Genomic DNA, 21,619 nt, shown 5'->3' on the forward strand with positions numbered 1-21,619 from the left:
CCACACATAGTAAGTCGTCCTTCAAATATGTCTTGATGCCTATTGGGGAATTAATGGTAAATTTTGGTAAAACACTGCAAGCCTTCGAGCTGTAGTGTTTTTTACTATATCCACCTATGTATTTGTTTGTCATTCATATAACCAGGCTTAAACAGATCTAGGGCTGGGCTGGTTAAGGGGTTAGAGTCTGGGGCAGATAGGAGCCAAAGAGGGAAATCGCCGCATCTGCGCTATAACCGTCATCGCCCTGCCAGGTTGCGGCAAAGTGGAAGTCGCTGTAGCCGCCTCTGCCTTTTCGTGGTGTATCCTGTGGAACAAGCAGACCAGATGCACCCCAGATTTCGAGGATTGCGTCGCGCTCCTGTTTGCTGGATGGCAACAAACCTTTCCACCGCTTTTCTAGCCCGCGTGCGCTCTCATGCGGCTCGCAGGTCTGCGCTGCCTCAAGCATGCTAACCAGTATAGCGATGTCCTGGTCAGTCACTTCGTAGACAGATTCCTTGCTGCCCAGCAATACATCCAGATCCATCAGGCAGTATAACAGGTTGTTGTGGCGAACCCCGCCCCATTTGACCCGTTCAAAGTTCAATACGTTCAGATCGACGTCCATATACGCCTGGTCCGATTGCAGGCGCAGGAAGTTGCAATCCCCACAGGAGCTGGTGTTGGCATGCAGTGCGCGACGCTCCTCGTACGTATGCAAAGGTAGCTGCCATGTTAAAGCCCAGCTGGAAAGCGCGCTGCGCAGGTACACTTTTTTGGTAGATAAACTGTGTAGAAATGCCGATACCACCCGTTGCTTGATGGAGTTGTCCTGATGAATCTTATGCAAACGGGCGACGATCTCATCATGGGTGATGGTCAGCGGATTGAACATAACGCCTTTGCTTTTTGCATATTCAAAGTCTTCTCCCGAGAAGGGAGCAGATGCCGTTTTCCAGCCGCCGCTTCCCCAGAAGGTGCCCAGCAAAATTTTTGCCGCTTTTTTATCCAAGAAATCAGCCTCCTTTATACAATCCATAAGATGATGGATCGCATGATTCAAGCTTAGTTTTCCTTAATGTACATATTCCTCGGTTGTATTCAGAATCAGTTCAACAAGACCGGGAAAACGGGAGTTCAAGTCTTCCTTTCGCAGAGAATAAAAGTGCTGTTTACCTTCAATGCGAGGCCGGATAAGGCCTGCTTCACGTAAGATTTTGATGTGATGAGACAACGTTGATTTGGAAATATGGTCTACTTCGAAGGCGGAACAGTTTTTCTCGCCAGAGCTGGCCAGACAGTGTGCAATTTTCATCCGTACCGGATCGCCCAGTGCGTTGCAGACCGTGGTCAGATTTAATTCCGAAGCCATAGGCATTGTTGGAGTTTTCATATCTATGAAGGTAGCATAATCGACAATCTCTTTCAATGTTTGATTTTTTTCGAACTAATGGTTGTTCTGGGAATGGAAAGTGTGATACATTTCATCTCAGTTAGTTTGAAATTTTTCGAACTATATGATGCAAAACCGGATTGTATACTTTTAGGAGGAATATGAATGAGCACAACAAGCATTACGACAATGTTAAACAACTACTTCCGTTTATTTGACGCTTCCCGTACAGATGAACGTGCGATGCAGGATCTATTGTCCCTGTTTACACTGGATGCAGAGATTGTGCTGAACGGCACCAGTAGAACAGGATTCGCTGGTTTTATGAAGACATTCTATGAGTACAACAGCGATGTGAAACACATGTGGGATCAGTGGGAGATTCAGCCGGATGGCAGCTACCAGACCAACTGGGCGGTATGCGGACAAGCTGCGGACGGAACGGTGTATGCCAAGACAGGCATTGATATCGCTCGTTTGAACGAGGCTGGACAGATTGTATATTTGGAAAATGTGCAGGCAGATAAGAATGCATTCAGCAAATATAACCAGTAATTCTCAGGTAACCTGTAGACAATCTAAAACTCCACAGCAGCTTCATGCTGTGGAGTTTTGTTATGCCCATATGTCAATCATTTGTTTTTTTATTCAGCAAGCTGATTGCCACTGTTTTGCTTAACATGCTCATCAGCACGTTATTAAGTGTGAAGGGAGCGAAGGAGTAACGTGGATCTTCTTATTATATTTTGTGGAAAAAAAGCCTGCATGATAAAGGCCATCCCCCATTGCACTCGGGGACGGCCCTCATGAATATGCATCAGACTGGTCATCGGGATGTCATATGTTATTACGAACCGGGCGCAGCCCCCAGTGGCCATCCATAGCATGGATAGGGTGGACGGCTACTTCCAACGAACCTCACACCCGCTAATGGAGGGTATTCGGTATAATCAAGTTTTTAACGAATTTCAGGTACGCTATTACCCTGTATTTGCAAATTATAGGCAGATATAAGCTGCGATCAGCCGATATAAGGTGGCTGAAGTTCGTTAGAATACTAGACCGAGCTTTAAACCTCTAATAAGGTGCGCACAGTTCGTTAGCCTATGGCGTTTGCCAGAAGGAAGGCGCGGCCTGTGATGAACTCGCCCCCTTGCCTACTCACTCACCCAATCCACTCACTTCTGCATCGTTTTATTCTGAAAAGCAGCGATATCGGCATACTCCTCTTCAAACTTGCGGGAGATGCGGATGAAGATTGGCAGCAGCTCGCGATAGATGCGAACGCTATTCGGGTCTGGCTGATGCCGATGCGTCGATCCAATCATGCCGGAGACGGCACTGAGGGAATCGATGCGGCCAAGGGCATACAGCCCCAGTACGGCTGCTCCGAGGCAGGAGCTCTCGATACTTTCGGGAATGATGACATCCTGATCGAAAATATCAGCCATCATCTGGCGCCATAGCTCAGAGCGGGCGAAGCCGCCTGTGGCCTGAATTTTTTGGGGACGACCGATTTTTTCTTCAATTGCTAACATGACGGTGTACAGGTTAAACAAGACACCTTCAAGAGCAGCGCGGATCATGTGCTCCTTCTTGTGATGCAGCGTCAGGCCGAAGAACGAGCCGCGGGCATTAGGGTTCCATAGTGGAGCCCGCTCACCCGTCATGTATGGATGGAACAACAGGCCTTCTGAGCCTGGAGGTACATTTTCGGCAACACGGGTCAATACTTCATACGGATCAATCCCGAGTCGTTTCGCGGTCTCTACCTCAGATGCTGCAAACTCATCCCGAATCCAGCGGAATATAACCCCGCCATTATTCACTGGACCTCCGATCACCCACGCATCCTCGGTGAGTGCATAACAGAAGAAGCGCCCTTTCGGATCAGTGACCGGCTTGTCCACAACGGTACGAATCGCTCCGCTGGTCCCGATGGTAACCGCCACGACGCCTGGATCAATGGCGTTTACGCCCAGATTGGAGAGCACACCGTCACTAGCCCCGATGACAAATGGCGTCGTATCCGCAATACCCATCTCTTTGGCATGCTCAGGATTTAAGCCTTTCTTAAGCAGATGTGTCGTCGGCACAAGGCGGGACAGGTGATCTGGAGTGATGCCTGCGACATGGAGAGCTTCCTCGTCCCAGTCGAGCTTTTCGAGATTCATCATTCCCGTGGCAGAGGCCATGGAGTGGTCAATCACATACTCGGAGAACAATTTATAAAATACGTATTCTTTCATTGAAATGAACTTGTGCGTCTGCTTGAACAGTTCCGGTTGATCTCGGGTCAGCCACATGATTTTGGTCAGAGGTGACATCGGATGAATCGGTGTGCCTGTTCTCAAATAGATTTCGTGACCGTTCATTTCGGTTTTGAGTGCTTCCGTCCACTCGGCACTGCGATTGTCTGCCCATGTCATCGCCCGCATCAGCGGTTTGCCATGTTCATCGACAGGCAGAATGCTGTGCATAGCTGAACTGAACGAGACAAACAGGATTTCATCCGGTTTGATGCCCGCCTTGGAGGTCGCCTGTTTAACCGATTCTACGACGGCTTTAAAAATATCTTCCGCATCCTGCTCTGCAATCGCAGGAGTAGGGGTATACAGCGGGTAATCGGCACCGCCTTGAGCCACGATGGTTCCGTTCTCTTCAAACAGGACGGCCTTGGTGGAGGTGGTGCCGATATCTACGCCGATCATATAGGGTGAAGAAGCCATTTTGTCATCCCTCTTTCTTGAATATATAAGTTAAATAAATGCTGTTACACGTTTACACTCCGGGTACAGAAAGCCTTCCGATCGCCGTTATCCCCAAATTTCTTTGATTGCCTCTTCAAAGGGAGAAATTTGGTTATAAATGCGAACATTTCATTTCTTCAGGCCTTTTCTGTCCCCTCCGCCCACGTGGCGCTATTCACCCAACTTATATGGTATCTGGTATTTATCTATAGATAAGAATATCAGACTTGAGGGATGGATCAAAATGCATCTGCGCCTAATCCTTTACCGCCCCTGCGGCAATATCGGAGATAAACTGGCGGCTGATGAACAGGAACATGACGATCAGCGGAATAACCGCAAGCAGTGTACCCGCGATAACCATCGCATAGTCCGTATTGTATAGTCCGTTTAATTGGGACAGCGCAATCTGCAGCGTATACTTTCGTGCATCTGTCAGGACGATCAGGGGCCAGAGATAATCATTCCATACGCCAATAAACGTGAACGCGCCGAGGAAGGCAAAGGCAGGCCGCAGTATGGGCAATGCCACGTTCCAATAGAGTCGAAAAAAATTGCAGCCGTCGATCCGACCAGCGTCGAGCAGATCATTCGGAATAGACTCCGTGGCATACTGGCGAATCCAGAAGATGCCGAAGGCGTTCACCATGCCGGGAATAATGAGGGCTTTGAAGGAACCGACCCAACCGAACGTCGCCATAAGCACAAAGGAAGGGACCAGCGACAGCTGGGAAGGCACCATCATGGTGGCAAGCAGTAGGACGAAGAGCCATTTTTTACCCGGAAATTCAACCTTCGCAAACGCAAACCCCGCCAGTGAATCAAAAAACAGCACCAGTATCGTCACTAAGCCCGACACAAACAACGTATTCATGAATGCGCCCCAGAAGTCAATCTGCTGAAGCACCCGACTGATATTGTTCCACAGTTCGCCCCCAAACCAGAGCTGAGGTGGGAACTTATAGATATCGGACGTCGTCCGGGTAGACATTACAATCAGCCAATAGAACGGGAACATGGAAATGAGCATGCCCCCGATAAGACCGGTATACAACACCAGCGATTTGAGAGATTTGGACGTCATGAGCGCTCCCCCCTTGTCACATCAGGATGACTTGCCTTGAACGAGCTTCCAGTTCACGATCGAGAACAGGGCGATAATGAGGAACATGCCCCAGCCAACTGCAGCACCATAGCCGAAGTAGTTGTTAATGAACGATTCGCGGTAAAGGTACAATACAATGGTCATCCCGGCTGCACCTGCGCCGCCATCATTGCCCACGAGAATTTGCGGTTCGGTGAACAGCTGCATGCCGCCAATCGTTGATGTGATAACAGTGAATAGAATGACAGGACGCAGCATCGGAATTGTAATGCGGAAAAAGGACTGTATCCCGGATGCACCGTCAATCTTGGCAGCCTCATACAATGTCTGGGGGATGCTCTGAAGTCCGGCCAGATAGATGACCGCGTTGTATCCCGTCCAGCGCCAGACGACCATGGAGGAGATCGCTACTTTAATGCCCCATGGCGCATTAAGCCATTCCACTACCGGAAGTCCGACGGACTGTAACAGGTAGTTGAGAAACCCGTAGTTGTTGGCAAACAGGGCCCCGAAGATAATGGCGACGGCCACGATAGACGTCACGTTCGGCAAGAAATAGCCCACCCGAAACAGCGTACGGAACTTAACAAACGGTGCATGGAGCAAGAATGCAACAATTAAGGCAAAGAACAACATTGGAATGGTAGAGTAAATCCAGATCATGAACGTGTTACCCACCGCTTGCCAGAATTCAGCATCGGTTAGCATATATTTAAAATTGTTAAGTCCGTTATAGGTCATTACGCCAATGCCATCCCATTTGTGGAAGGCCAGATATAAGGAGAACCCGATTGGAAACAGTCCAAACACGGCAAACAGAATGTAAAACGGGGAGATCGCCACATAGAGTGCACGATGTTCCCACATCCGGGACAAGAGTGATTTCTGCCGATCCAAATCCGGACGTACCTTTCCGGGATCCGGGGTGAGGCGAGGTTCGGTTACAGCCATATGAATTCCTCCTTTGCGGATTGCCATCTCGTAAGAGTGTCTGAATTAACGCTGTAACTCCCGCTCAACACGGTGAACCGTATCGGGCCAGACCTGCTCTGGGTTGGCATTTTGCTTCGCAATATCATTCAGCCGCCGAGTAATGATGTTGTGCACCGAAGGGTATCGTTCGCCAAAGAACGCTTCTGGCACATGCTGTGCCGATTCGGCAAATACAGGCCCTGTTGCCTGTCCGCCGAAGAAGGGCTCTTCTTCTTTCATCGCCGGTGTATCAAACACACCCGGTGCCGAAGGAAACAGGTTCAACGTTTTATACTGTTCAAGCTGGTTTTCCGGGCTTTGCAGCCACTGGATGACTTCGAACGCTTCTTTTGGATGTTTGCTCGATTTCAAAATGGACAGGAATGACCCGCCGTTATTGCCATCTCCACCAGGAGCGCGGGCGACCCGCCATTTGCCCGATGTATCCGGTGCGGCTTCCTGCAATACCTGCTTCATCCAGACCGCTCCCACAAAGGAAGCAATCTCACCATTATTCATCGCTGCGTTCCAGCCCGGGGTCCAGCCGTCTGCATTGGCGAGCAGCCCTTTTTGCTTGAAGGATACGGCGGTATCCCAGCTCTGCTTGACGAGTGGTGAATCCATGCCGATAAACGAGCCGTCCGGACGGAAATACCGTTCGGTTCCTTGCGACAACACTTGATTGTAAACGGTTCCAATATTGTCGGTTAGAAATACCTTGCCTCCGAACTTCTCTTTGATCTTTTCTCCGGCAGCAGAATAGGCATCCCAGTTGTTGATCTGGCGAGCCACTTCTTCAGGCTCGGAAGGCAATCCGGCCTCCTTAAACAGATCTGCACGGTAGAAGAGAGCTGTAGGTCCCGTATCCATGGGGAAGCCGATCATCTGCCCGTCCGGCGTAACGCCTTGCTTCCATTTCCAATCCAGATATTGGTCTTCGACGTCACCTGCGCCGAGATTATACAGATTATAGAAACGGTCCTCGCTGGGAAAGAGCTCCATGATCCAATCGTTCAATGCGACAATGTCGGGCTCACCTGAGCGCGCAGCGAGTGTCGTTTTGAGTTTTGCCTTGAAATCACCACCGATTTTCTGTGCGGTCAGTTCAATATTGGGGAACTTTTCCTTGGCCTTGGCAATCAGCTTATCATCGATGGAACGGTTCCAGTACCATAATGTAAGCGTTACCTTTTTGTTGCTCACTGAATCGTTCTGTCCCGGCCAGATGGAGCATCCGCTCACCAGCATGACACAGACTAGCAGAATGGCTGTCCAGCATGTTCTTTTCCGGCGGATCATGTGATAACCCCCTCATCGTTAAGTTCGAGGCATGAAGTGCGATGGACTACAACATAAGTGTATGAGCAGTTTATAAACTCATACCCAATATTCCTGAAATGAAACACAAATTTGTGTCGGTTACGTATCATAAATTTATTAGTTACTTTAAAAACAAAAGTTACTTGACACAATATAATTTTTATTTTAAACTTGCTTACATAAAGTAACTAATGATGATGACAATAATATAGATACGTATGGTATGCCGTTCAGTGATCCATTTTTCGTCTGGATGCGAATCAATTCATAATCAAAGATAGCTTAACAGGAGGAACTTACTAATGATTAATTCACATATTATTCAACTGCTTGCCCCCAAAATTCAGACTTTTCCGAGTGGAAAAGAATTCATATACCTCGTGGGTCCAATCAAACTTCCGGTGAATCTCGATGGAGAGACACATACGTTCCAGTGGTACAGCTGGATGAAATCGGAGAAAGCCATGGAAAGTGGCGAATTGATCGAATCGCTTGCTACTGCCGAACTGGCAGAACGCCAGCAATCCAGCGTATTAGTCTATGGAGACTTTGCCGAAGCGCAAGAAGCGCTGATTCGGATGCACAGCATCTGTCATACAGGCGATATCTTTGGCAGCAAACGCTGTGACTGCGGCTTCCAGCTGGAGCAATCGATGAAGATGATTGCCGCCCACGGAGCAGGCGCACTGTTCTATCTGGCGAACCATGAGGGCCGTGGCATCGGTCTGTTCAGCAAAGCGATGGCATACCTGCTGCAAGAAGAAGGTCTGGATACCGTTGATGCCAACCTGCAACTTGGGTTCACAGACGATGCTCGTAATTATGATGATGCCATTGCCGTATTGCGTGCGCTTCGTTCAGCACCCGTTACATTGATCACCAACAATCCACGCAAGCTTGCTGCTTTGCAGGAAGCGGGACTGAATGTGGGTGGACGTGTGCCGCTGTGGGGAGATCGTTCGTCCTTCAACGAAAAATATTTGCAGACCAAAGTGAGCCGTTCCGGTCACTTGGCAGAGAATGATGGCTGGGCTGGAGAAGAAACCTTGCTTCCGCATGCCCAGGCTTAAAAGGATGAACCTGATGGATCATTCAGCATGATTTTGCCATGAAGTCTGTTTGTAATACTGTTCAATAGACAGGACAATTTAAGCTGTTCGTGTATGCTCCTTCCAGGGTATACATGAACAGCTTTTTTTGAGTTTAGAGCGTGAAACGGTCCAGTCTTACGCCAAGAAATTATTTTTCAACCTTGACTTCGCTTGCTGTTCACACCATACGAACTATACAATATAGGCATCTGATTTATGCGGGAGGAACGAGGGTGCCATTTGAGGGACAATATGTGTTACCGGCTGCCAAGAGCATGAAGCAGTTCGAAGCAATGATTGAAGGCCCTTACACCTATGGGGTTATGCTGGATACGCACATGGCTCAGCTTCACAGTCTGATTGAGGAAGGGCGGCGGCGTGACAAGAAAATATTACTGCACGCCGATCTGGTACAGGGACTGAAAAACGATGAATATGCCGCGGAGTATTTATGCCAGCATATTCGCCCGGCAGGACTGATCTCGACGCGAGCCAGTGTAATTCAGAAGGCAAAGCAGAAAGGGATTACAGCCATTCAGCGCGTTTTTCTGCTGGATACAAATGCGCTGGAGAAAAGTTATCTTTTGCTGTCCAAGACCCAGCCGGATTATATTGAAGTACTGCCTGGTGTTATCCCGCATATTATTGCAGAAGTATCTATACGGACAGGTATCCCCATCATTGCAGGCGGGTTGATCCGCTCACCCGAAGAGGTTGAGCTGGCGCTGGAAGCCGGAGCTACCGCAGTAACCACTTCCAACATGGACCTGATTCGGCACTACAAGAAATCGCATACAGAATATAAGCAGTAATCCCACAACAGGAGGTTGTCTGTATGGAAAAATATATATTGGCTCTTGATCAGGGGACGACGAGTTCCCGGGCTATTCTGTTTAACCGGAGCGGGGAGATTGTGCATATTGCACAGCAGGAATTTCCGCAGTACTTTCCCAAGCCGGGCTGGGTGGAGCAGAACGCCAATGAAATTTGGAGCTCCATTCTGGCGGTGATGGCTTCATGTCTGGCCGAAAGTGGAATCAAGCCGGTTCAGATTGCCGGTATCGGCATTACGAATCAGCGGGAAACGGTTGTGGTATGGGACAAAGAGACGGGGCGGCCCATCTATAATGCAGTAGTTTGGCAGTCGAGACAAACGGCTGATATTTGTGATGAGTTGAAAGCGAAGGGACTGGGTGACCTTTTTCATCGCAAAACGGGACTGCTCATTGACCCTTACTTCTCGGGAACCAAGGTAAAGTGGATTCTGGATCATGTGCCTGGTGCCCGGGAGCGTGCAGAGAAGGGTGAACTCCTGTTTGGTACGATCGATAGCTGGCTAATCTGGAAGCTGAGCGGCGGTACACATGTCACCGATGTATCCAATGCTTCCCGCACCTTAATGTACAACATCTATGATCTGCAATGGGATGAGGAATTGCTGCAGATTCTGGACATTCCCAAAGCGATGCTGCCGGAGGTGCACGGTTCATCTGAGGTGTACGCACATACGGTTGAATATCACTTCTTCGGTCATCGGATTCCGATTGCCGGAGCAGCAGGAGATCAGCAGTCGGCATTATTTGGTCAGGGCTGTTACACAAAGGGAAGCATGAAAAATACGTACGGGACCGGATGTTTCATGCTCATGAATACCGGAGAACAGCCGGTGCAGTCCCACCATGGGCTAATCACAACCATTGCCTGGGGAATGAATGGCAAGATCGAGTATGCCCTGGAAGGCAGCATCTTTGTTGCAGGTTCAGCAGTACAGTGGCTGCGTGATGGCTTAAGGATGCTTCGTTCCTCCAAAGATAGTGAGGAGTATGCAGCACGCGTACCCTCTACAGATGGCGTTTATATGGTGCCAGCATTTGTGGGTCTGGGAAGCCCTTATTGGGACAGTGAGGTTAAGGGAGCGGTGTTTGGCTTGACGCGAGGAACGACCAAAGAACACTTTATCCGTGCAACTCTGGAAGCGCTGGCGTATCAGACCAAGGATGTACTGGCGGCAATGGAATCCGATTCAGGTATTCCGGTGAATGCCTTGCGCGTGGATGGGGGAGCAGCGGCTAATGATTTTCTGATGCAATTCCAGAGTGACATTCTGAATATTCCTGTTGAGCGTCCCACTGTGAACGAAACGACGGCATTAGGTGCGGCTTATCTGGCAGGACTTGCAGTTGGGTATTGGAATAGCGCTGAAGAATTGGCGGATCACGAGAATACGGAGCGTATCTTCCATCCAGTTATGGCTGAAGAAGAGCGAACAGAACTGTATGCAGGGTGGCAACGTGCGGTGAAGGCAGCGATGGTCTTTAAATGAGTGGAGAGTACGTGAAATGGACATTTGTACTTTTTCGTTAAACTTATACAATAAATGATATTTATTGGTGGAAAATGATGCATAACTTACAGGGGTTATTTTCCTGGAGAAGAGAAAACATATACCCACTATAAGGAAAAATAAATGATTAGTGGATCAGCTTGAAATTCCATCCGCAGGCAGAACAACTTTTTGAATTTTTTTTGAATAATGTGTCATTTCAGGCCTTCACGCCGCCGGAAATGTGTGATAGGATTAAGGCACAAGTTAAAAAAATGATGTCTGGAGATCGGGAGAGACCACGTACCGCTCAGCAATTGCTGCAGCGAATGACGTGGTCTTTTTTTGTGCTTTTGTGGGTAAAACAAAGGTAATGAATGGGAGGAATCGGGATGACAGCATCGTTCTCGGCAGAAAAGCGTACCGAATATCTGGATCGAATGGCGAATGCACATTTTGACATATTGATTATTGGCGGAGGAATCACGGGTGCTGGCATTGCACTGGATGCAGCATCCCGCGGATTAAAGACAGCACTGGTGGAAATGCAGGATTTTGCGGCAGGCACCTCCAGTCGCTCTACCAAGCTGGTGCATGGCGGTCTGCGGTATCTGAAGCAGTTTGAAGTGAAGATGGTGGCTGAGGTGGGGCGGGAGCGAGCGGTGGTGTACGAGAATGGGCCGCATGTGACGACACCCGAACCGATGCTGCTTCCCATCTATACGGCAGGCACGTTTGGCCGCTTCAGCACATCCATTGGCCTGATGGTGTACGACCGGCTTGCCGGAGTAAAGCGCAGTGAACGACGTCAAATGTTAAATGCCGGAGCTGTCTCGGACAGTGAGCCTTTGCTGCGCAAGGAGGGGCTACTGGGTGGTGGACGCTATGTGGAGTACCGGACGGATGATGCCCGGCTTACCATTGAAGTGATGAAGGAAGCAGTACGGCGCGGCGCACAGGCAACCAACTATGTAAAGGCAGCCGCATTCCTGAAGGAGAATGGGGTGATTGCAGGCATTCAGGCGGTGGACCAGATTAGCGGTCAATCTTATGATCTGCGGGCAACCAAAGTGATTAATGCATCCGGTCCATGGGTGGATGAGCTGCGCAAGATCGATGGGTCCCGCCAAGGCAAAACATTGCAGATGACCAAAGGTATTCATCTGGTATTCGACGGCACACGTTTCCCGTTAAGGCAGGCCGTATATTTTGATACACCGGATGGACGAATGGTCTTTGCTGTTCCGCGGGATGGGAAAACCTATGTAGGAACCACAGATACCGTCTTTGAAGATGATCCCGCACACCCGTTAATCTCCCAGGCAGATCGGGATTATGTCATTGATGCCGTCAACGGAATGTTCCCGGACGTACGGATTCGTGCCGAGGATGTGGAGTCCGGTTGGGCGGGTGTACGTCCTCTTATTCATGAAGAAGGCAAGGGGCCTTCTGAAATTTCACGCAAGGATGAAGTCTGGGTAGCCCCTTCGGGGTTGATTACAATTGCCGGGGGCAAATTAACCGGGTATCGCAAAATGGCCGAGATGGTTGTTGATCTGGCTGCCCGCCAGTTGGAGCAGGAGACGGGAAGATCCGTTGAGCCATGTATAACGAAAGAGATGCCAATCTCCGGAGGCCATGTTGGCGGTTCCACTGGATTTGGTACGTATGCTGAACGCAAGATCAAGGACGGGGTCTCACTGGGACTCGACCGATCTGCTGCGGAGCGATTAGCCCGTAGGTATGGTTCCAATGTGGATGCACTGTACGAGCGAATGCCTGATCCGCGGGCAAAGGCCGAGCTGCATGGTCTGCCGCAGGAACTGCTCCTGATGCTGAGTTATGCCATCGACGAGGAGATGGCTGTAACACCGGCAGACTTTTTTGTGAGACGCACCGGTGACCTGTTTTTCCGCATTGATGAAGTCCGTCAGTATAAGGCAGCGGTGATTCAGTATATGGCTGAACGCATGGATTGGCCTGAGGAGCAAGCCACGTGGTTTACGCAGGAGCTGGATCAGTTACTCTTGGAAGCATCGGGCCAAATTTAATGCAGGATTTCGCATCTGGGGGTCGAATGGAACATGTAAGCGTGTAACAAGGAGAGGGGATCACATCTATGACATTACAGATTGGAATCATTGGAACAGGTTGGTTCAGCAAGGTACATGCAGATATTCTGGCACGAATGGAAGGCGTTCGTGTAGCAGCTGTTTGTGGAACAACGCTGGAGAAGGCGGAGGCCATGGCTTCCGTCTATGATGCTGTTGGCTACGGTGAACTTGAACATATGCTGGATGGTGAAAAGCTGGATGCGGTCTATATCTGTGTGCCTCCGATGTCTCACGGCTCGATTGAAGCTGAATTGATTCGCCGGGGTATCCCGTTCCTGGTGGAGAAACCGTTGAGTACAGGCATGGATATTCCTCGTCAGGTGCTGGATCAGGTACAGAAGTCCGGATTATTGACGTCCGTAGGCTATCATTTCCGTTATCAGGAGGCTGCACAGGTACTGCAACAAGCGATGCAGGAGCAGACCGTCGGCATGGCGCTTGGACGCTGGATGGGTGGAATGCCGGGAGTCGCCTGGTGGCGTCGTCAGGACGGTTCTGGAGGGCAATTTGTGGAACAGACGACCCATATCGTGGATTTGCTGCGGTATTGTGCTGGCGAAGTGACAGAGGTATATGCAGTAGCGGCCCAGCGTAGCATGCATGAGAAACATGAACATGTCACGGTAGCTGATGTAGCGAATGTAACGCTTAAGTTGGAGAGTGGGGCCATCGCAAGCATTGCCAACACTTGCCTGCTGCCAGATGGTGAGGGCGGCGCAGGGCTCCAGTTCTACACGGATGCCGGAGTCTGGGATTGGACGCCTGAACGTCTTCTTCTGCCAAGTGCTGCCCCTCATGCGATGGCAGGTCTGGAGATACCAGCTGGGCATAACCCGTATGAGCGGGAAAATGAAGCATTCATTCATGCCCTTCGTACCGGAGATCGTTCACGGATTTTGTCCGATTATGCGGATGCCTGCCGTACACAGGAGATTACAACGGCCGCATTGGTTTCGGCAGATTCGGGATTGCCGGTACAGCTTCAGCGCTCTAAACATCTCTCTCATTAATTCTTATAACGTAACAAGAAATATAAATCCATGAAAAAGACGCCTGAATTGGACTGATCTGAAGATCAGTTCAATTCAGGCGTCTTTATGTTGAACATGAATCAGAATCTGGCTCTACGTAGACTGCTGCTGTTTCAACCAGTCTGAGGACCAGTTGTAGATCTGATTGATGACGGGTTCAATGGCTCTGCCTTTGGGCGTCAATTCATACTCTACGCGGGGCGGAATTTCAGGATACATATGCCGGGTTACGATACCTTCCATTTCCATTTCCTTCAGACGTTCGGACAACAAACGACCGCTAATCGCCATTTCTGCTTCCAGCTCTGTGAATCGTTTGGGTCCGGATAACAGTTGGTACATAATCAGCAGCACCCACTTCTTACCGATGATATCCATGGCTTGAGTAATCAGACAGGGACTTGGCGATTTTACTTTTCTCAGCTTCAACGTGTTCACCTCGATTCAAGTATGGATGGATTTGTTCGTATATATAAAAGTACGTGGCTTTCTGCCGCTCTGACCAAAGTAAGGGACGAAGTCAACATGTTACTACAGATATTACTGTAACAAACCTTTTGTATGTATTATACACTAATCGTCAAAAAATTACTTGAATAAATAATGTTATTATTATATACTCACTTCATAAAAGTAAGTTAATGATTATTAATATGTACAATATCAACACATACCAATTTCGTAGTGAAAATTGCTAATTTTTAAAATAGAGTTACGCTGTAACTTTTACATAGATCGTTTTATACAACAGATGGATATGGACATTCATTTTCAGGAGGATTATACATATGAACAAGGGCTTAAGAATTTTGGGATATATAGCGTTGGTGGTGCTTGCGGGTGTGTTTGTAATGGCGGGGTTTAACAAGGTTAGTGGAGCAGAGATGATGGTGCAGACTTTCGAAGGTTTCTCCTATCCTACATGGACGATGTATCTCATTGGCGCAGCGGAACTGCTCAGTGCAGTGGGACTGTTGATTCCACGTACTCGTGTTCTGGCTTCAGGAGTATTGACGTTCATTCTGATTGGGGCTGTGGGAAGTCATCTGATTTATGGACAATATGCAGCTGTTCCTTTCCCGGCAGTATTATTGGTTGCCAACATTGTCGTTCTGATTATGGGCATGCGTAAACTGGAAGCAGAAGAATTGGATATGGATCTCGTGCAGGTCTAAGGGAAGGGAAGAACTCTGGAGTGAAGATATTGAAAAAGATGACCATTGTGATGTAGCGATAGTCATCTTTTTTTCGTGTTTTATTGCCGAGGGGAGTTTCCCGTACACGGATTGCTTAAAAATTAAAGGCGTCTTTGACCACGTGCGATGATCCGCAGTGTATGCTTGGTATCCGATTGCTGTATCCAAGTGTCACATACCTTACGAACCCATTCCGGGTTGGTTTTGCCAGCGTCGTTCAGCCAGTTGCTGACAGAGTCCTGCACATATTTATGAGCATCGGATTTAACATGATCGAGCAGGGGAAGAGCGATCGCTGGGTTTTCTTTTAACTCCTGAATATGCTTGGCCCACACACCGTGCGGTCTTGTCGATTCTATGGCAAACCGGCGGATCAGCGGTTCAGGATCTATCGCCCAATCCGAGAGAAACGCTAAAGCGTCTAATAGTTCAGTCGTGATTGGCTCACGAACAGCCATCCAGGCGATCTCTCTTACACCAAAGTGATGATCCGCTGCAAAGGGTCTGATACGATCCAGCTTTTCAATCAGATTCAAGTTGGAATCGAATCCGATGATATAGGCTGCCCAGCAGCGTACACTATCTGATCTATGATCTGCAAGGGAACGAAAATGATGCATTCGCTCATCGTCTCCCCGGCGCTCCAGAAGTGCGAGCCACTGAATGGCAATAGCGGGGATGATTTTCATGATTCGCTGTTCATTCATCTGTGTTAACTGCTCCGTGATCTCGCGGGATTCGGCATCCATTCCTAGTTCATGGGTAACCTGCTGAAAAAGGAGAATGTGGTCCACAGCAAGCCACTCCGTCAGGTTTACCGATTCGGTATGTCCAGATTGCAGCAGATTGCGGACGTGATCAGGAATGTCAGCCCCTTTACGGGCGCCTTTGCGTAGAAGAACGTCCTCGGGTATATCCAGGTCTATCTTTGCATCCATCATTGTACCTCTCCTTGTAGTATGTAGATTCATTGTCTACACGATACAGCAGGCAGCAGAAACAAGATGTAATGCACCTTACAACTGGGTGTGAATTCGGAATGATGCGGATAGTTCGTTGCGATGCACAGCAACGGATTTGAATCCGGTTCGAATACGACCAATCCTTGCGAGATCTTGCAGGGTAACACTGACAGACTCACGCGTGGCTCCAGCCATCCAGGCAATCTCCTGATGGGTCAGTGCAAGATTGATCCGGCAGAAGTCGTCTTCTTCCACCCATCCTATTTGATCAGTCAGTCGAACGAGATTATGCATAATTTTGTCATGCAGGTTACCCAAGGCCAGCTTCTGTGTCAACTCACTCATGCCCTTGATTCGCTCGCTGAGTACTTTCATCAGATTCATCATAAACTTGGGGTGGTCGATAAGAAATTGTTCAAAACGCTGCCTGTTCATCAGGCAAATATCGCATTCCTCCATAGTTTCGATATATACGGAACGTGTGCCAAGTGAAATGCCGTTCATTTCGCCAAACACATTCCCTTCACCCAAAATATCGAATGTAAACTGCTTTCCCTCTTCATTTAACGTGTACAGACGGACTCTTCCCTTTTTGACAAAATAGAAGCCTTCTGCAAATGTATCGGGTGTCTGGATGATTGTATTCTTCGGCATGGTTGTAATGGATGTCATGCTGTCCATTTCCGCCAGGTCTGCCTCTGATAGGCAGGACATAAGGTTGAATTGTGACAAATACCGGATTTTATCCATAGAACTCCTTTCCATTGCCGTATGAGTATAAAAAAAAGAAGAACCCACAGTGATCAAAGGGTTCTCTTGCAGTAGGACTTCCTTCATTCGGAAGGTCTCCAGATTATAAATAATCGAAAAAATTCCCTAGAAAGACGTTTTTCTTATAGCAATTTTTTTAATTGGGAGACGCGTCCTTGGCTGATGCCAAGCTTTTCCGCAATTTGCTGTTGAGCCAAACCGGGATTCTGTTCAACAATTTCCTTCATCTGTTGCAACATGCGTGCGGTTTTCGGCCGCAGGTCTGGGTACTCATGGTTGGCAGCTGTGGTCCCTTCTTCCCTTGAAGGAGGTGGGACTGTTGCGGACTCGATAGCAGGACGCTCCATGGGTGCAGGAGCCTGTTTGTTCGGAGGTACGAACCAGTCGGGAGTGTCATCCGGGTGTTTTAATTGAATTGCACAAGTCCGGCAGATGAATTGCTCTTTGAAATACATTTCCGTATCCACATCACCGCAAAAAATACATAACGTTGATTTGTACTTTCTCAAAATCAACTCTTTCCCTTCAATGAAAAACTCGAGCGGATCGCCAATACGGATTTCCATCGTATCCCGCATTTCTTTGGGAAGGACGATTCGTCCGAGGCGGTCCAGAGATCTCTTCATTCCGGTTCTTTTCATCGCATCTCCCCCGCAATATTCTCAATTAAAACCTGTCTTTATTGTAAGGAAGAAAGGGCTTTAATACAACAATAATATTTCAAATAAAAGGGATCTTTCCAGCTATTATGGGAAAATAAGTTTGGAAAGTATAGGTGCAACTGCTAAAGTGAACAACGCAGCCAGCACCATGGAGATGCTGGAGATGGTTCCCGTCAGCGAACTGAGCTCAAATGCCTTGGATGTGCCTGTTCCGTGGGCACCGGTTCCAAGCAGCGTTCCACGTGCGATTTCGCCATCAATACGCAGCATTTTCACAATGGAAGGCCCCATAATTGCCCCCAGCAGACCGGTCATGATGACAAAAACCGCCGTAACAGCCGGAATGCCTCCAATGGTAGCCGATACATTCATCGCAATGGGAGTCGTAATCGATCTCGGGATCAGACTATGAATGAGTCCGGAATCCAGACGCAGCCATTTGGCGAGCAGGGCAGAAGAGAGGACCGCCACCACGGAGCCTGTCATAACGCTGAAGACGATCTCGGAAATATGTTTTTTGAGTACATGGAAAAACGTATAGAGCGGTATGGCAAAGGCCACCGTTGCCGGTTGAAGCAGAAGACTTAGCCATTTGCCGCCACTGCTGTAGGCTGCGTAATCCGTACCTGTTGCGAGCAGCACACCGACGACAAGCAGCGGCGTAATCAGCAGCGGAGACAGATAAACTTTGGGTAGGTTACGATACATGCGTTTGGCGACCCAATATATACCGACGGTTAACAAGAGACAGAGAAATCCAATCATCCGGTATGGCGCTCCTTTCGTTTGGCGATTCGGGTGGCAACAAGTCCCGTACAGGCCATGACCAAAAATGTGCTAAGCAGAACAATAAACAGAATTTGCAGTCCGTCTTGCTCCAACATGGGCATGTAGTTCATAATGCCGACGGCTGAGGGAATAAAAAACAGCAACAGCTCACCGAGCAGCCAGGCGGCTCCAATTTCAATCCAACGCAGCTTCACAACCCGGGTCTGAAGCAGAATGAACAGCACGATCATGCCAACTATGGAACCGGGTACAGGTAGATGGAGAGCACGGGCCAATTGGTCCATGAGCAGTGAAAAGGCCATTAAGAGCGCAACTTGCAAAATGCCAAGGCCCCATTTCTTCACTTTAATCCCTCCTTGTATAATTAACATAATGATTTTGAGATGTTTATGAAAATGAATGGAAACGTTGTTTGATATAACAAATTTTACATCGCATTCTTTCATGAGTAAAATGCATATTAAGAATGTTTACCATTCCATTTATCTATGAGAGATGGGGATCAGACGATGGATATCCGCCATTTGCAATATTTTCTGGAAGTTGCCCGGCAGCAAAGCTTCACCAAAGCAGCCGAAGTGCTGTTCATTACACAACCGACGATTAGCAAAACGGTCAAAAGCCTAGAAGAAGAATTGGGCGTAACTCTGCTGGATCGTTATGGCAAGAAGGTAGCGCTGACGGATGCGGGACATGTCTTTTTCCGGCAGGCGCTGGAGATTGAAAAATCATTTCGCAGTCTGTCGTCCGAGCTGGACGATCTGATGAATCTGAAGAAAGGACATCTGCGGATTGGTCTGCCACCGATGGTGGGGTCCAGCTTTTTTCCGATGATTATCGGTGAATTTCACAAAGCCTATCCGCAAGTGACCATTCAACTCTTCGAGGATGGTGCCAAAAAAGTGGAGGCAGATGTCATCAGCGGTGCACTGGATATTGGTGTTGCTGTACTGCCAACGGTGGATGAACTAGTGGATCATTTTGTTTTTGTGAAAGAGAAGCTGAATCTGCTCGTCCATCCTTCGCACCCGCTTGCGGGTAAAGAGTCGGTTGCTCTGCGTGAACTGGAGCATGATGCATTTGTGCTGTTTCGGGAAGATTTTGCGCTGCATGACCGGATTATTGCAGCCTGTCAGCATGTGGGATTTCAGCCCCGGGTAGTGTATGAGAGCTCCCAGTGGGATCTGCTCAGTGCGATGGTAGCAGCCAATCTAGGTGTGGCGTTGCTGCCAGAGACGATATGCCGTGAGGTGGATCATATGCGTGTACGCATTATACCCGTGATGGAGCCCGTAATTCCGTGGCAGCTCGGCATGATTTGGCGTAAGGACCGATATTTGTCCTTCGCCACCCGGGAGTGGATCAGTTTCACACAGTCCATGCTGAGTGAGTAAGAAATCCGGTGTGAATGGGGGAGAGGGGACGGGAAAAATCGTATCTTAACTCCAACTGAAGCTATGGAATGTATACTAAAATGACCCTCAACACGTGTTGAGGGTCATTTTTTTCTGTCTATTTATAGAACTGGTAATATTAATGCTCCTCTATATGAACACTAAAGTAGGGTGCTGCATACATGCTAATGTTGTTCCTGAAGTTCGGGCTGTGTTTTCTTCAAATATGCACGCCAGGTAATACACCACTGCTTCGGATCGTCCAAAGATGATTCATCATTGCGATGCACCGTGCTGCTGTGCGGAGCCGATTTGACGATATCTGGCTGTGTATAGGCTTCATTCGAGATATGCTCCAGCGCATGGATATATTCGTCGAGATCTTCCTTGGAATAGGATTCGGTTGGCTCCAGTGTGAACGGCTGTGGAACAATATATGGGTGATGGGAGGTCCAGTAATGCAGGCCGAAGTCGCACATTCTCCGCGTAATATCCTCCGTCGTCACCCCAGTCTCATCGGTTAGCTGCTTCCAGCTGTAGCGGACCTGCTCTAAACGGCGTCCTTGAACATACGGGGCGCTCGCTCCACGTATTTGAACAATTTTATGATATAAATAGTTGTTATTCAGCACCGCAACCTGGGCGACATCCTTCAGACCATCTGGTCCGAGACTCATAATCCAGGCGTAGGAGCGGAGTACGGTTTGGGCTACACCGTGAAAACTACGCACTTTACCAATGCTGACTTCAGTTTGATCTTTCAAGATATACCGTCCGCCCGCTTCTTTATCCACCAATGGCCCAGGCATAAAACTCTTCAGGACGTCTGTCACCCCGAGAGCGCCTGTTGCAGGACCGCCGCACATATGGGGCGCAGCAAAGGTTTTGTGAAGATTGAAGAAGCACATATCAAAGCCCGCTTCCTTCGCTCGTGTAATCCCTAGCAGACCATTCGCGTTAGCCTGATCATAATAGCAGACGCCACCCGCTTCGTGCACCACATCCGTAAACTCGCGGATACGATGGTTATAGATGCCTGTGTCCTCTGGATTAGCCACAACAAATCCGGCCGTCCGTTCAGAGACAACGTTCTTCAGCTTCTCAAGGTCCGGGAATCCGTCTTCGTCTGGATGTAACGTAATAATCTTATATCCCTTAACGGCAGCTGTAGCGGCCTGGGAAGGATGAGAGAAGATCGTTGTAATGATCTCATCACGCTGTTCACCTTCACCGCGCGAATCATGATAGGCACGGACGATGGAGGCCATAGCCAGAAGTGCCTGGGTTCCGCTACTCGGCTGAAAGGAGAAAGCATCCATACCGGAAATCTCTCGCATTGCCAGATCAAGATTATGGAATATTTCGAGCATGCCCTGAACAGAATCCACATCCTGTAGTGGATGAAGCTCAGTCATACGTGGATTGCGGATAAGCATTTCGTTAATCCGGGGAATATATTTCATCGTGCAGGTTCCCTGCCCGATTTCCACGTTCATATCTGATCCCAGCGTTTCCTGGGATAATCTCAGATAATGCCGCAGTACTTTGGCCTGCCCGATTTCTGGCAAAGCTGGCGTATTGCGCCGCCACATGGACGCCGGTATGCTGTCTTCCGCGCTACCTACTTCAGCGGCTACAGCTGCTTCCGTCCCCGGCGGGATGACGCCCCGCTCTCCTGGCCGATGAAGTTCAAAGATAACGGGCTCATCCCATTTCGCTTGGTGAAACTTACGAACCTTATGGTCTCTGCGAATCCGTTTCATG

At 48.8% G+C, this 21,619-nt stretch carries 21 protein-coding genes; 8 read left to right on the forward strand and 13 right to left on the reverse strand.

Annotated elements, in window-relative coordinates; translation table 11 throughout:
- Positions 1-172: 172 nt before the first annotated feature.
- Both AMS66_RS21260 and AMS66_RS21265 read right to left on the reverse strand, forming a co-directional pair.
- Positions 173-994, reverse strand: a complete 822-nt coding sequence (locus AMS66_RS21260; protein WP_053782681.1) for a hypothetical protein — start codon at positions 992-994, stop codon at positions 173-175.
- A gap of 63 nt (positions 995-1,057) precedes the next feature.
- Positions 1,058-1,375, reverse strand: a complete 318-nt coding sequence (locus tag AMS66_RS21265; RefSeq protein WP_053782682.1) for an ArsR/SmtB family transcription factor — start codon at positions 1,373-1,375, stop codon at positions 1,058-1,060.
- Positions 1,376-1,540: 165 nt separating this feature from the next.
- Between AMS66_RS21265 and AMS66_RS21270 the strand changes: the two genes are divergently transcribed.
- On the forward strand, positions 1,541-1,930 hold the full coding sequence (locus tag AMS66_RS21270) for a polyketide cyclase (RefSeq protein WP_053782683.1): 390 nt from the start codon (positions 1,541-1,543) through the stop codon (positions 1,928-1,930).
- A gap of 623 nt (positions 1,931-2,553) precedes the next feature.
- Here AMS66_RS21270 and gntK read toward each other — a convergent pair.
- The 4 genes from gntK to AMS66_RS21290 form a co-directional block, all read right to left on the reverse strand.
- Entirely contained in the window at positions 2,554-4,104 is a 1,551-nt protein-coding gene (gene gntK, locus AMS66_RS21275) for a gluconokinase (RefSeq protein ID WP_053782684.1), read from the reverse strand.
- Between the two features lie 277 nt (positions 4,105-4,381).
- Complete coding sequence (locus tag AMS66_RS21280; protein WP_053782685.1) at positions 4,382-5,209, reverse strand: carbohydrate ABC transporter permease; 828 nt, start codon at positions 5,207-5,209, stop codon at positions 4,382-4,384.
- 21 nt (positions 5,210-5,230) lie between these two features.
- A complete protein-coding gene (locus AMS66_RS21285; protein WP_053782902.1) occupies positions 5,231-6,097 on the reverse strand; it encodes a carbohydrate ABC transporter permease in 867 nt (288 codons plus the stop codon).
- 129 nt (positions 6,098-6,226) lie between these two features.
- Complete coding sequence (locus AMS66_RS21290; protein WP_053782686.1) at positions 6,227-7,501, reverse strand: ABC transporter substrate-binding protein; 1,275 nt, start codon at positions 7,499-7,501, stop codon at positions 6,227-6,229.
- Positions 7,502-7,824: 323 nt separating this feature from the next.
- On the opposite strand from AMS66_RS21290, the gene AMS66_RS21295 reads away from it, so the two are divergent.
- The 5 genes from AMS66_RS21295 to AMS66_RS21320 all read left to right on the forward strand — a co-directional run bounded on the left by AMS66_RS21295 (position 7,825) and on the right by AMS66_RS21320 (position 14,060).
- Positions 7,825-8,592 carry a GTP cyclohydrolase II gene (locus AMS66_RS21295; protein ID WP_053782687.1) on the forward strand — a complete coding sequence of 256 codons (768 nt, stop codon included), beginning with the start codon at positions 7,825-7,827 and terminating at the stop codon, positions 8,590-8,592.
- A gap of 254 nt (positions 8,593-8,846) precedes the next feature.
- The gene (locus AMS66_RS21300; RefSeq protein ID WP_053782688.1) at positions 8,847-9,425 is read left to right on the forward strand and encodes a glycerol-3-phosphate responsive antiterminator; all 579 of its coding nucleotides are present in this window, start codon (positions 8,847-8,849) and stop codon (positions 9,423-9,425) included.
- Positions 9,426-9,448: 23 nt separating this feature from the next.
- Positions 9,449-10,936: a glycerol kinase GlpK gene (gene glpK / locus AMS66_RS21305; protein WP_053782689.1), complete on the forward strand. Its 1,488-nt coding sequence runs from the start codon at positions 9,449-9,451 to the stop codon at positions 10,934-10,936.
- A gap of 392 nt (positions 10,937-11,328) precedes the next feature.
- Positions 11,329-12,987, forward strand: a complete 1,659-nt coding sequence (locus AMS66_RS21315) for a glycerol-3-phosphate dehydrogenase/oxidase (protein ID WP_053782691.1) — start codon at positions 11,329-11,331, stop codon at positions 12,985-12,987.
- A gap of 68 nt (positions 12,988-13,055) precedes the next feature.
- Positions 13,056-14,060, forward strand: a complete 1,005-nt coding sequence (locus AMS66_RS21320) for a Gfo/Idh/MocA family protein (protein ID WP_053782692.1) — start codon at positions 13,056-13,058, stop codon at positions 14,058-14,060.
- A 114-nt stretch (positions 14,061-14,174) separates the two neighbouring features.
- Here the strand turns inward: AMS66_RS21320 and AMS66_RS21325 are convergent, their stop codons facing one another.
- Positions 14,175-14,459 (reverse strand): winged helix-turn-helix transcriptional regulator, encoded by a 285-nt coding sequence (locus AMS66_RS21325; RefSeq protein ID WP_053782903.1) that lies wholly within the window; start codon positions 14,457-14,459, stop codon positions 14,175-14,177.
- 410 nt (positions 14,460-14,869) lie between these two features.
- On the opposite strand from AMS66_RS21325, the gene AMS66_RS21330 reads away from it, so the two are divergent.
- A complete protein-coding gene (locus AMS66_RS21330) occupies positions 14,870-15,256 on the forward strand; it encodes a DoxX family protein (protein WP_053782693.1) in 387 nt (128 codons plus the stop codon).
- Between the two features lie 122 nt (positions 15,257-15,378).
- On the opposite strand, the gene AMS66_RS21335 is transcribed toward AMS66_RS21330, so the two are convergent.
- The 5 genes from AMS66_RS21335 to AMS66_RS21355 all read right to left on the reverse strand — a co-directional run bounded on the left by AMS66_RS21335 (position 15,379) and on the right by AMS66_RS21355 (position 18,805).
- The gene (locus AMS66_RS21335; protein ID WP_053782904.1) at positions 15,379-16,215 is read right to left on the reverse strand and encodes a DNA alkylation repair protein; all 837 of its coding nucleotides are present in this window, start codon (positions 16,213-16,215) and stop codon (positions 15,379-15,381) included.
- 78 nt (positions 16,216-16,293) lie between these two features.
- The gene (locus AMS66_RS21340; RefSeq protein WP_053782905.1) at positions 16,294-16,989 is read right to left on the reverse strand and encodes a Crp/Fnr family transcriptional regulator; all 696 of its coding nucleotides are present in this window, start codon (positions 16,987-16,989) and stop codon (positions 16,294-16,296) included.
- A gap of 143 nt (positions 16,990-17,132) precedes the next feature.
- Positions 17,133-17,651 (reverse strand): AbrB/MazE/SpoVT family DNA-binding domain-containing protein, encoded by a 519-nt coding sequence (locus AMS66_RS21345; protein ID WP_053782694.1) that lies wholly within the window; start codon positions 17,649-17,651, stop codon positions 17,133-17,135.
- A gap of 105 nt (positions 17,652-17,756) precedes the next feature.
- Complete coding sequence (locus AMS66_RS21350; protein ID WP_053782695.1) at positions 17,757-18,437, reverse strand: CidB/LrgB family autolysis modulator; 681 nt, start codon at positions 18,435-18,437, stop codon at positions 17,757-17,759.
- Positions 18,434-18,805: a CidA/LrgA family protein gene (locus tag AMS66_RS21355; RefSeq protein WP_053782696.1), complete on the reverse strand. Its 372-nt coding sequence runs from the start codon at positions 18,803-18,805 to the stop codon at positions 18,434-18,436. The genes AMS66_RS21350 and AMS66_RS21355 overlap by 4 nt, the downstream gene beginning before the upstream one ends.
- A 165-nt stretch (positions 18,806-18,970) precedes the next feature.
- On the opposite strand from AMS66_RS21355, the gene cidR reads away from it, so the two are divergent.
- Entirely contained in the window at positions 18,971-19,855 is an 885-nt protein-coding gene (gene cidR, locus AMS66_RS21360) for a cidABC operon transcriptional activator CidR (RefSeq protein ID WP_053782697.1), read from the forward strand.
- A 185-nt stretch (positions 19,856-20,040) separates the two neighbouring features.
- Here cidR and gcvPB read toward each other — a convergent pair whose 3' ends face one another.
- Entirely contained in the window at positions 20,041-21,618 is a 1,578-nt protein-coding gene (gcvPB, locus tag AMS66_RS21365; RefSeq protein WP_053782698.1) for an aminomethyl-transferring glycine dehydrogenase subunit GcvPB, read from the reverse strand.
- Position 21,619: the final 1 nt, after the last annotated feature.

The sequence above is a fragment of the Paenibacillus xylanivorans genome, assembly GCF_001280595.1.
Taxonomy (GTDB): Bacteria; Bacillota; Bacilli; order Paenibacillales; family Paenibacillaceae; genus Paenibacillus; species Paenibacillus xylanivorans.